Origin of the sequence: Fictibacillus gelatini DSM 15865 (assembly GCF_000430745.1) — a bacterium.
Taxonomy (GTDB): Bacteria; Bacillota; Bacilli; order Bacillales; family Fictibacillaceae; genus Fictibacillus_A; species Fictibacillus_A gelatini.
Genome location: NZ_KE387232.1, coordinates 113904 through 125860, shown reverse-complemented (window position 1 = coordinate 125860; position 11957 = coordinate 113904). Strand labels below are relative to the sequence as shown.

At 41.5% G+C, this 11957-nt stretch carries 11 protein-coding genes; 6 read left to right on the top strand and 5 right to left on the bottom strand.

Features of this window, described 5'->3' with window-relative positions; all coding sequences use genetic code 11:
* The 3 genes from H538_RS25845 to H538_RS0121010 form a co-directional block, all read left to right on the top strand.
* Positions 1-1761: DNA/RNA non-specific endonuclease (locus H538_RS25845; protein WP_211235587.1), on the top strand; the 1761-nt coding region annotated here is incomplete at its 5' end.
* Positions 1762-1766: 5 nt separating this feature from the next.
* The gene (locus H538_RS0121015) at positions 1767-2246 is read left to right on the top strand and encodes an immunity protein YezG family protein (RefSeq protein WP_026679251.1); all 480 of its coding nucleotides are present in this window, start codon (positions 1767-1769) and stop codon (positions 2244-2246) included.
* Positions 2247-2527: 281 nt separating this feature from the next.
* Positions 2528-2920, top strand: coding sequence for an immunity 22 family protein (locus H538_RS0121010; protein WP_026679250.1), 393 nt, complete (start codon positions 2528-2530; stop codon positions 2918-2920).
* Positions 2921-3049: 129 nt separating this feature from the next.
* On the opposite strand, the gene H538_RS24710 is transcribed toward H538_RS0121010, so the two are convergent.
* The 3 genes from H538_RS24710 to H538_RS0120995 all read right to left on the bottom strand — a co-directional run bounded on the left by H538_RS24710 (position 3050) and on the right by H538_RS0120995 (position 5896).
* Complete coding sequence (locus H538_RS24710) at positions 3050-4384, bottom strand: CDP-glycerol glycerophosphotransferase family protein (RefSeq protein ID WP_161627225.1); 1335 nt, start codon at positions 4382-4384, stop codon at positions 3050-3052.
* Positions 4385-4451: 67 nt separating this feature from the next.
* Positions 4452-5204, bottom strand: coding sequence for an SDR family oxidoreductase (locus tag H538_RS0121000; RefSeq protein WP_026679249.1), 753 nt, complete (start codon positions 5202-5204; stop codon positions 4452-4454).
* Positions 5201-5896, bottom strand: a complete 696-nt coding sequence (locus tag H538_RS0120995) for an IspD/TarI family cytidylyltransferase (protein WP_245595292.1) — start codon at positions 5894-5896, stop codon at positions 5201-5203. The genes H538_RS0121000 and H538_RS0120995 overlap by 4 nt, the downstream gene beginning before the upstream one ends.
* A gap of 306 nt (positions 5897-6202) precedes the next feature.
* On the opposite strand from H538_RS0120995, the gene H538_RS0120990 reads away from it, so the two are divergent.
* Positions 6203-6496 (top strand): HPr family phosphocarrier protein, encoded by a 294-nt coding sequence (locus tag H538_RS0120990; protein WP_026679247.1) that lies wholly within the window; start codon positions 6203-6205, stop codon positions 6494-6496.
* 290 nt (positions 6497-6786) lie between these two features.
* Here the strand turns inward: H538_RS0120990 and H538_RS0120980 are convergent, their stop codons facing one another.
* Both H538_RS0120980 and H538_RS0120975 read right to left on the bottom strand, forming a co-directional pair.
* Positions 6787-7893 (bottom strand): GerAB/ArcD/ProY family transporter, encoded by a 1107-nt coding sequence (locus tag H538_RS0120980; protein ID WP_035351830.1) that lies wholly within the window; start codon positions 7891-7893, stop codon positions 6787-6789.
* A gap of 84 nt (positions 7894-7977) precedes the next feature.
* A complete protein-coding gene (locus tag H538_RS0120975; protein ID WP_026679245.1) occupies positions 7978-9384 on the bottom strand; it encodes a sigma-54 interaction domain-containing protein in 1407 nt (468 codons plus the stop codon).
* Between the two features lie 275 nt (positions 9385-9659).
* On the opposite strand from H538_RS0120975, the gene H538_RS0120965 reads away from it, so the two are divergent.
* Together H538_RS0120965 and H538_RS0120960 are read left to right on the top strand one after the other, a co-directional pair.
* A complete protein-coding gene (locus H538_RS0120965) occupies positions 9660-11096 on the top strand; it encodes a GntP family permease (protein ID WP_026679244.1) in 1437 nt (478 codons plus the stop codon).
* Positions 11097-11121: 25 nt separating this feature from the next.
* The gene (locus H538_RS0120960) at positions 11122-11907 is read left to right on the top strand and encodes a 3-hydroxybutyrate dehydrogenase (RefSeq protein WP_026679243.1); all 786 of its coding nucleotides are present in this window, start codon (positions 11122-11124) and stop codon (positions 11905-11907) included.
* The last annotated feature ends 50 nt before the right edge of the window (positions 11908-11957 follow it).

Sequence of the window (11957 nt, the reverse complement as noted above, 5' to 3'; positions counted from 1 at the left end):
ACGAATCGATTAAACGGTATAAAAAATGAAATATTAGATTTTGAAACAAATGAGGCCATCATCCGGGAAGATTTTCTTGAACATGATATAAAAAATGGACTCGACAAACTGACACGATTCACGCATGATAAAGTAAACGAAATTAACGAAACCTTTTTTAGCATTAGCGATTTAATCGGAGGCGCTCCTATCTCTACGGCGGAATTTGATTCGGAAATTCACAATTCTGGACGATATCTCCATGAGACCATTCATCAATTAAGAGATCTTGACGAAAAAAGCGTATCAAAAGTAACATCTGCAGCCAATCAATTGGATCAGCTTATTCAATTGATGGAAAATAAGCGCAGGCCGACGAAAAGTGGAACCCTCTTGAAACAACGTGCCGATAATCCCTTTATTGCGTTTGCAGAAGGACTTGGCGATATACTTCCTTTCAACGTTTGGGCCGATTCCATCGTACATCCAATCCATACGTTAGAAGAGATGTGGAAGGCGTGGAAAAAAGAAGTATTATACGGTAATGCAGTCAGCCGTGCCGCCTTTTTTGGAAAGCTTATTGGAAACTATCATTTTATAAATAAAGTGATTTCGAATACAGGATCAAGGGGGACCAGGCTGACAAAAGAGGAACAAGAAGTAGACAACTTGCTGAAAAAGTTCAAAATAGCGGACAAAATCGAACATTATACAGACATTTCATGGAGAGCGACGAAAGGACTTGCAGCGGGAGCAGGACACGCGGCAAAAGACATGGTCACAGATACGTTTGATATGGTAATGCATCCTCGAGAAACGCTTGAAGCGATTGATTATGCCGATCAGCACCGCATCGAGACCGCTATATATGCGGGGGCTGCGATCTATGCTTCATGGAAACGAGATATTGTAAACGGAGACGCTTACAGCCGGGCGGAATATGTCGGGAATATCGCCGCTCAAATCGTCATTCCATACGGGGAATTTAAATTGGCAGTAAAAGTAAGCGACATAACCAGGGTTAGTCGACTGAAGGCATTAGGGAAACTGAAAGCGGCCAAAGATAAATCGGTGGAGTTTGTGCAAAGAGTGAAAAGGATTCGCCTGGCTCCGAAAACGATAATGATCACACCAGAAGGATTACATGTTCCGGCAAACGAATTTGTTACAAAAGAAGAATTATGGCAAAGGTTTTCGAACGGTCCGGATGCGCCTGATGTGAATCATCGTATTCGTGGGGGTGGGGGTAAGGGTACGGGTAATGGTAATATAGTCAACGAAGTTAAAGAAATTGATTTTGGAAAGCACATAATAAAAGGTGAAAATGGTAAGAAACAACTACTCCCAAATACTAAGTACGTAACCAATGATAACTACAAATATACTACCGATAAACTTGGACGTATTGTAAATGTAGATGCTCCCGAACTTGTATTGAAAAAGGCTAATAGAAATAAATATGCTCAGGCAAATGTAGGGGGAAAAGACAGATTACCAGATGATGATGGCGGACATTTAATAGGAGCACAATTTAATGGTCCTCCTGATATTGATAATCTTGTACCACAAAATAGTCAAATTAATAGGAGGGGTGGAGTTTGGTACGAAATGGAGACTGAGTGGGCCAATGCATTGAAAGAGGTACCGCCCAAGAAAGTCTCTGTTAGTATTGAACCGATCTATTCTAATAATTCAATGCGACCGGTTTCCTTTATGGTCGAATATGAAATTGAAGGACAATTTCCAGTGATTCGCGAGATTGAAAATAAATCAGGAGGCTGATATTGATGAGTTTTGAAACAGAATTAAACGAGTTATATAAAGAAATTGCACAACAGGTTAATGATATGATTCCAACTGAATGGGATAATTTCTGTTTTAATGGTGAAGTCAAGGAGGGAGAAGGAGGAGTTTTCTTCTTTTTTACGCCCAAAGGTGAGGAACAACACATTTTTTCACATTATATTCCAAAATTATATAGTGTAGATAAGAGGGCTTATAATAAAGAACTACATAAATTATTTCAACTTACTGTTGAACTCCAAAAAGTTTTTACTGATAATGACCAAGATCCTTGGTTTTCAGTGACATTATTATTAAATGATACAGGTAAATTAAACGTACATTTTGATTATACAAATTGGCATGAAAGTGAATTTGGTCCAACAGATAGAATTAAGTATTTTGAATATAAATATATAAGTCAAAACAAAGAACAGATAGATTTAGATTTAATAGAGAGAATGAAGGAATTTGAAGAAAAGTAAACAATAAAGCACTTGGTTGCCTTTTAGGCAACAGGTGCTTTTGTTATTAGTGAAGTAAGAACAACATGAATGAGACCAGTTTGAAATTCAGAGTTCATGAAGGTAATACCATCATGGAGTATTGATTTAATATTTGGATTTTGTGAGAAGCACAATTACCAGGCGAGATGACATTTTACATGCAAGTGTAGTATATGGAACCGAGTACTTTAAATGAAAAAGTGGAGTAGAAGCTTTATCGAAAGGATTGCAAATTAGTCATTAAACGAGGAAGGATATGTATGGAAAAGAAGGGTTATGTTTCGTTATGGATTGGTAATATAAAAAATGAAGAACTTTTATCGAATTATGTTGAATTAGTTTATACTGACGATGGTGACTTTCTCCCTTCTCCCTTTTTAACTGATTTTAATATAGACATAGATGATTTTGACGAGGATTTTTTAGAAAGGGTTGTTCATGATAGGAGTAATGAAAATGTAAGAGATTTGATTGCCGGGTGTTCATACGACGAAGTAGTAATTCCAAGATTTGAGGCAATGAATATAACTGGAATTTGTAAAGATACTAATTCAGCAATTTTGCTTTATAATTTTAAGTATAATGCTAGAAAAAAAGAAGTAATTAAAAATGGATATGAATTTAGGTTTGTTGGAAGTGTTTCATACATTTAAAAAAGCTTTTTAAAAGACCCTTGATTATAGATATGATTTGATTTATTCAATGATGATGAACTCTTACCAGATGATATTTTTGATCAATGTTTACTACTTAAAAAACGAGCCCCCGCAAGGGCTCGTTTATTATGCCGTTATTTGCTGTTTATTGTCTTTTTTTACGTCTTGTTTCTTCACGTTATCGAGTTTCAAAATGTGTTCGAAAATGTACTTCATTTGTTTCTCTGTGACAGGAGCCTGGTTTTCCTCGGAGTAGAAAATATCAAGGACACGTTTCCGCTCCTGTCGATAGCCGTCTTGATGATTTACCGCATCATAGAGAGCCTGCATTAATGCGTCAAAGTCTTTCGCTTTCGGGCCTGGCGTCACATCTTCGTATTCAAAGTACATTTCATTCGACTTGGTTAAATATTTTTGCAAGTCATAGCAATAAAAGATGACCGGCCGGTCGAGCAATAAATAATCGGTGTAGCAGCTCGAATAATCGGTAATGAGAATGTCCGTATACTTTAACAGCATTTGCGGGTCAAGATTGTCATTCGATACATCGATGATATTTTTTAATGTTTTTGGAACCCTTCCGCTTGAATACATATGCCGTTTGACCAAAAACAAATAGCCGTTTTCTTCACAAAATGCATCAAGCGCCCGCAAATCCATAACGGTGTTAATATTGTCATCCAGTTTTCCGAAGTTTCGATGGGTCGGCATGTACGTAATGATTTTGTTTTTCTTAATATACTCAGGAAACTTCTCATCCTCTTCGGTCTGCTTAAAGAAGATGTCGTTTCTTGCCTGCCCCATTTGAATCAAATTTTCCTTTTTCACGAGGAAGGTTTCAGGATAATAGGATGATACTTCATCGCTTGTTGAAATCACATAGCTTTCTTTGGCGTTTTGCGTTCGTACGACAAACATGTTGAAAAATCGTTTGATCCGGTTTTTCTCATGAATCGTTTTGTACGTGAACGTCTTTTTATTCGCGCCAAATACCTTTTTCAAACCGACTCCATGCCACGTGCAGACGGAAATCGCGCCGCCAAGCAAGCTACGGTTGAAATCATCATGGATCGAATGCGAGTGAATAAAGAGTTTTGCCCTAAGCTGATAATAGATACCTTTCGGCGAGCGAAAATAATAGCTTTCATATCCAAGCAGGCGCGCTTCGTTGACCGCTTTCTTGCTTTTGAAAATCCACATGCAGCGCACCCGGTCTTCTTTGATTGCTTCATAAAACAAATACTTCGGGTTCCCCCTTAGAGCTTTGCCGTTCTCAGCGCCAAATACAATGATCTTTTTGGAACGGGGGAAAAAACGGGAAGCATAATAAATGCTAACGACTATCAAACGTTTAAGAAAAACTTTCCCTTTTTTAAAGCTGTTTTTAATTAGCCCTTTATTGAGCGAGAGAAAGATCAGGATAAGCAGGGCCGTTTGCGCGATAGCCAGTTTTTCAGTCAATGTAAAATCCTCCAACATACACACCTCTTTATTAAAAAAGGGAATTGATGAAATATCCCCACACGCATTAACGCGATGGTGATGCGGTTTCTGTTTTGTTGCTTACCGTTTGAAGTTGCACATGCGGCTGCTGGCGAATGACGATGTTTTGGCCGTCAAGGCAAAGTCCGTGATCGGAAATCAAGTTGTTGACGACATCAGCGACGTGTTCTGGCTGCATGATTTTGCTCTGGTCTTCGTCCGGAGCGAGAATTCGCCGAAGTTCCGTCGCGCATCGTCCCGGAGACACGCAATACACTTTAATGCCATACTCCGCCAATTCATCTGACAATGTTTGCGACATACTGATTAAAGCCGCTTTCGATGAGGCGTAAGCGAGCCAGCCCGGCCGCGAGCTCATTCCGGCTGTCGATGCGACGTTGACAATTTTCCCGCCGGTTTTCTTCATGAATTTGACAACCTCTTTCGTGATCATAAAGACGGATTGAACGTTTACTTTATAGGTCGTTTCCCAATTTTCGAGCGTCGTTTCCAAAAGTGACTTTGGTTCAGCGTAACCTGCGACGTTAAACAATAAATCGATTGTGCCGAATTCCTGGCCAACCGAATGAACGAGCTTTTGCGTTTCCGCCGAATTGGTTAAGTCGACGCTGTAAGAGTAAATATTTTTTTGTTCATTCATCAATTTGACGGTTTCGTTTAAATCGTTTTTGCTTCTTGCTACAAGAATCAAATTGTCAATATCATTTCGTTCACTTAATTTGACCGCAATGGCCCGTCCAATTCCACGGCTTGCCCCTGTTACTATGCACGTTTTCATTCGCTATACTCCCTCCCCAATACATAATCTTTGTAAATGATTTCTGCAACTTTACGGTCAATCGGTTTGGTAATCTTAATGTTGTATTCCGTCCCTTCCAAAACCTTGATATTCTCGCCGTAGTAGTGGAAATAGAGGCTCGCATCTTCGGTGAATTCGTTCATCTCGTGATGGGCTTTTTCATGTGCGGCGAGGAGTTTTTCCGTATTGAATTTTTGCGGGAGCTGGATGTTGACAAGTCTGTCGCGCTCTAGATTGCCTTCAATGTATTCTTTTCCTTCTAAAACGGTAAATGGGATGTCGAGTCCATAGATGGCGTTTTCTTCTTCACAATGAATGAGATGAATAAATTCTTCTTTTGAGACAAACGGCCGAACCGCTTCGTGAATGATAACGTGCTCATGTTGGACATGTTGCAATGCTTTGTAAGTGGATTCTTGTCTGGAAGAGCCGCCTTCAATGACCTGAAAAGGTTTTGAGAATTGATGGTCATTGATCGTCATAATCGTTTCTTCGATGTAGTTTTCTGGGGATGGGATGATGACTTCAGCAATTTCGTCAATCATTTCTATTTTTTCGAGTACGTGGGCAATGATCGGTTTCCCGCCAATTGTTAACAATTGTTTAGGAACGTTCATTTTCATTCGCTTTCCGACCCCGCCAGCTAGCAGTACCATGCTTACTCTATTCATCATTGGCCTCCTTTTTTGATCAAGAAAATGGCTTGCCTTGCCCGATAAATGGGGTAGCCGCCACACTGATGTCAAATAAGAGAGCTTTTGATGTAGTTCATAGGTTGTTATTCTCTTTAAATGAACAATCAATCTTATTTTAATAAAAAATTTACAATTAATCTACAATTTTAACAAACTATCGACAAAGAGAAGATCAAAACAAGTTCATAGAACCCTGCTTGATTTTTTACAGCCCCTTTATCGTTCCTTAACATTCACCGTATACACTGGAGATGAAACAAAAAGGAAAAGGAAGGGAAACGAATGAAAACGTATATTCTTGTTCCGGAAAAATTGAAGTCTAAAACGATTTTGGAAATTGTGAAGACAGCGAATGCCTTTAAGCAGTGTCAAATTGATATACAATGCAATGGTTTTGTCTCAAACGCCAAAAGCTTGTTAAGTGTCAGCATGTTGTACGGAAAACGGGGATTGTATTGCATACATGCACGAGGAAAAAACGGAAGGCAAGCGCTTGATTCACTACGTGAGGTGTTCACTTGCAATACAGCTTTTACAAATAATAAGAAGAAAGAAAATGTCTGCTCTTCGAATTAGAGGTAAGAGCAGACATTATGGTGAGACCTTATATTGAATTTTATAAGTGTACATATTCGTTTTCCTCGACATGTTCAACAATTGCCGATTTTCCGCCAACTGCCACGAGAAAAATAACTTTTACCGCCTCGATGACTTGATTCACACTCAACTCTCCCCTCTTTTCATTAGACGGGAAATTTCACCAGCTCCCGCATATTCCCAGTATAGACAGATGAAAAAAATCTCAACCATTGAATTTCCCTTCATCTTCATGAGAGGGTTGTAACAGAATAAAGTATGGAAACAGTTTAAGTTTTCTTTGGTTTGACTTTCTCAAACTTTTTCCGGAGCAAACCTATGGTTAGCAGTAACAATGGTAAAAGAAGTCCGAAAGAAAAATCAAAAAACGGCCAAAAGACTGCAAGAGAACTGTAGTAGGCGTTATTTGGAGCGATGATATCAGTTAAGACAACGAGGATCATTCCCGTCGGAAAAAGAAGAAGACGGTATTCTTTTAGCTTTAAAAGTTGCGCCAGCCCCAAGGTCATCGAATACACGAGCAAGCTTGTCTTGAAAAAAATCGTGATAATCCAAATCACTGCGAGCACGGCCTCAATTCGCTGCACAAAATTGCCAATGTTGATCTTTTTCGCTAACGCATAGCTCGGATAAATGTATCTTGCCGTCATATCATAGCCAAGAACTAAAATAGTCACCAATGTAATGACTATTAAAATTCCCCCTCCAACCAGGACTCCAACAAGAATACTTTTCCTTATTTTCCTTTCTTGAACATAGGGGAAGATCATAAGCAGTACAAAAAGTTCTACATACGGAAAGGCAATCAGGGTGAAAGATGCTTTGAAGACGGGTTTAAATCCTTCTTCTAAAACGGGTTGTATATTTTCAATCTTAATTTTGGGTAAGAGGCAAAGTACGAGAACAAATAATAGAAAAAACAAAATAGGAAAACAAATTTCAGCGCTCCGAGAAATGTTTTCCAGACCAAGGTGAACAGCCAGAAGAACGACTAAAAGAAAAGTGATCGTAACCGCTTTTTCAGGTGTATTCGGTAAAATCTCCAATGTCATGAAATTTCCCATTTCCCAAAACTGTGTCGGAATGAGTAAAAGAAGATAGAAGAGAAAGAGAAAAGAAACCGTTCCACCGCCCCATCTTTCTAGAATTTTTTCAGCCATTTCTACGAATGTTAGACGCGGGTAGTGCTTGTGTAACACATCAAATAAACAGACGATAAGCAGTCCGCATAGTAAACCGAAAACAGCCGAAATCCACGCATCTTGTTTCGCCATGATGGCGGGAGGAGACTGAATGATTAGAATATTGCCTCCGATCGTAAATAAAATCACTAAAATTTTAAATTGCCCCGAAGAAATTTTCCCATTCTCTAACATCAACTTCACCTTTGCAATAAGAGATTCCCTTATTTTTCCCTCAATAAAAAAGCTATCCTTCAAAGTGAGAATAGCTTGTGTGAACTAGTCAATTTCATACGTCCTGCATTTGTCGTAAAAGCTTGTCTTCCCGATCCCGAGCATTTTAGCGGCCAGCCTTTTATTTCCGTTTGTGAACTGTAGGGCTTTCTTTATTGCTGATTTTTCGGCCGCAGCTACAATCTCTTTTAAGGGCTGAATCGTCTCTTCTGCTGGATGAACGTCATCCGGTTGAATGTGAGCCGTTTCTCTATACACGTGATTGTCTTGAAGATAGAGCGGCAAATGGGCAACGTGAATGATGTTTCCATCCAGGACATTGACCGCTCTTTCTAAAACATTTTCCAGTTCCCGTATGTTGCCGGGCCATGAGTGGGCTTCAAAACGGCGGATGACTTCGGTGGAAAGTTCGATCCCCTGGCGGTGGAAGTTGCGTTCAAGCTTTTTCAATAATACTTTCGCAATCGGCAAAATATCTTCTTTACGTTCTCTTAAAGAAGGAATATTGATTTTCATGACATTGAGCCGATAATAAAGATCCTGGCGAAAATGGCCTTCCTCGACCATTTTTTCTAAATTGCGATTCGTTGCGGCAATGATTCGAACATCGATGGGAATCGGCGACTGGCCGCCGACACGCTCGATTTCTTTTTCCTGCAAAACGCGAAGAAGCTTGCTTTGCATATGAAGAGGCATATCTCCGACTTCATCTAAGAAAAGCGTTCCACAATGGGCAAGTTCAAACTTTCCTTTTTTGCCGCCTTTTTTTGACCCGGTAAATGCGCCTTCCTCGTAGCCGAACAATTCAGATTCAAACAAGTGCTCCGGGATGGAAGCGCAATTTAACCGGACAAAAGAAAAATGCCCGCGGGGACTTGTCTGATGGATCGCATGGGCAAATAGTTCTTTCCCCGTTCCGGACTCGCCTAATAATAAAACGGCCGACTGGCTTCCCGCCGCCCGTTCTGCCAGGTGTTTCGCGGCCTGGAACATTGGGCTATCGCCAATTAAATCATTAAAATTATATTTGCTTCTCAATTCATTTTGAAATTCTGCTTTATAATATTTCAATTCCGCAAGCAGTGGCTGAATCCGCTCAGAGTAATCCATCCATTCCTCCGGGTTGCCGAAGCTAACTGTTCCGACCGCTCCAACAATTTCCCCATTGATATAAAGTGGATAGCGGTTAGCGATCATTTCGCTCCCTTTGATCGGATGAACGGATGCAATTTCCGCCTGTCCGGTTTTGACGACAATGTGCATTCTAGTATTTTCGATAATTTCCTGAACGGGTTTTCCAATTGCTTCCTCCATTGTTGTTCCGAGGAACTCACAATACGCCGAATTAATGTATTCGATGATGCCATCACGGTTAATCACGACGATCTTTTCCGCTATGACATTAATAATTTCCTTAATCCATTCATACGGAAGTTTGTCGATTCCTGCCATCACTTAATCTCCCCAACCGAAATAATCTACTTCAATTATACCAAAACATGAGTTTTGTTCTTAAAATTCCGACTTAACGGAATTTAAGCTAAAATTGATTCCGGAAAAACGGAATTTTCCGCTTTTCCGGAATCGCGAAAGCGAGGTTTTTCCGCAGGGAAAGGCATTTTTTTATTTGGCATGAAAATTGCTAGATCAATAAGCAAAGGAGGTTGAAGCATGAGTTGAAAGCGTTTACTTTTTGATTGGAAAATAAACTTAAGGGGGATTTGGGTTTGGAGCTTATTATTATTCTTTTAGCTTTAGGACTATTAATGTTTGTTGCTTATCGCGGTTTTTCAGTCATTTTATTTGCTCCGATTTGTGCGCTGCTCGCCGTTTTATTGACGGACCCGGGATATGTTCTTCCGTTTTTCTCAAACGTTTTTATGGAAAAGATGGTCGGGTTCATCAAGCTTTATTTTCCGGTGTTCCTATTAGGCGCGATCTTCGGGAAGGTCGTTGAAATGTCCGGGCTTGCCGAGTCGATTGCGAAAACGATCGTCCGCTTGATCGGGGCAAAACGGGCAATACTGGCCATCGTTTTATTAGGGACGATTTTAACGTACAGCGGTGTCAGCTTATTCGTTGTCGTCTTTGCCGTTTACCCATTTGCGGCCAATATGTTCCGTGAAGCGAACATTCCGAAAAGGCTCATTCCCGGGACGATTGCGCTTGGCGCCTTTACGTTTACGATGGACGCCCTGCCGGGAACGCCGCAAATTCAAAACGTCATTCCAACCTCCTTTTTTAAAACGGATATTTACGCGGCGCCCATACTCGGGATTATTGGTGCGGTATTCGTCTTCGCCGTCGGCATGCTTTATTTAGAATCACGGAGGAGGAAAGCGGAAAAGGCAGGGGAAGGATACTTGCCTTTGGATCATCCGGAAATGGCGGCCGCGCTGGAATCTGAGGCGAAAGCAGAAAGGGCCATTACACCTGTAGCTCGTGAAAGCGTCGCCCGCCAGATTTTTGCGTTTGTGCCACTCATACTTGTCGGGGTCATGAACAAAATATTTACAATTATGCTGCCGAAATGGTACCCGAACGGATTCGATTTTAAATTAATCGGATTAGAGGCGTTTGGCAAGGTGGAGATTTCGGCGGTAGCGGCTATTTGGTCAGTCGAATTAGCGCTTCTTGTCGGAATTATCGCCACTGTTTTGTTTGATTGGAAGAAAGTAAAGGCAAATATGAAGTCAGGCCTGAATACAAGCATCGGTGGTGCACTGCTCGCTTCCATGAACACAGGCGCGGAATACGGTTTTGGCGGTGTCATCGCTTCCCTTCCAGGATTTGCGGTTATCAGCAAGGGAATTTCCCATACATTTACCGACCCGCTTGTCAATGGGGCCGTCACGACGACAACCCTTGCTGGAGTAACAGGATCAGCTTCTGGAGGAATGGGAATTGCACTGAGCGCGATGTCCGATAAATATATCGCGGCAATCCAGCAATTTCATATCCCGCCGGAAGTAATGCACCGGGTCATTTCCATGGCGTCCGGGGGAATGGATACACTGCCTCATAACGGTGCGGTAATTACATTGCTTGCCGTGACTGGATTGACCCATCGCCAGTCGTATCGCGATATTTTCGCCGTTACGATCATTAAGACACTCGCCGTCTTTTTCATTATCGGCGTGTACAGCCTCACCGGCATCGTTTAAAGAGATTACGAGGGGAGAGAACCATATGTCAACCTTATTAAAGGAGAAAGTCGCTTTTATTACAGGTGCGGCCAGTGGAATCGGATTTGAAATCGCTCAGACTTTTGCCAGGGAAGGCGCGAACGTCGCCATTTGCGATTTGGACCGCGACAAGTGTGAAAAAGCAGCGGGAGGGCTTAAGGAGGAAGGCTACGCGGCACTTCCGATCGTCTGTGATGTGACGAATGAAGAACAAGTTCAGCAAAGTTTGAAAAAAACAACGGATACGTTCGGTACGATTGATGTTTTAGTCAACAATGCGGGTCTCCAGCACGTGTCGCCAATTGAGGAGTTCCCCGTTGAAAAGTTCGAATGGCTTGTCAAAGTGATGTTGACCGGCTCTTTTATCGGGATAAAACACGTCTTTCCGCTTATGAAGGAAAAAGGGTATGGACGAATCATTAACATGGCATCGATCAACGGCTTGATAGGGTTCGCAGGAAAAGCAGCATACAACAGCGCCAAGCATGGCGTCATCGGGCTAACGAAAGTCGCGGCGCTTGAAGGAGCGGAACACGGCATTACGGTCAATGCCCTTTGCCCGGGATATGTCGATACGCCGCTTGTCCAAAATCAGTTAAACGATCTGGCAAAAACGCGGAATGTCCCGCTGGACCGCGTACTAGAAGAGGTCATTTATCCGCTCGTTCCGCAAAAACGTTTATTATCTGCCTCTGAAATCGCGGATTACGCCGCATTTTTAGCAAGCGACAAAGCAAAAGGAGTAACCGGCCAGGCCGTAGTTCTCGATGGCGGCTACACCGTGCAATAAAAGTAGGACGGATATCGTTCAACTTCGGCAGGAAATCGATCAAATCGAGG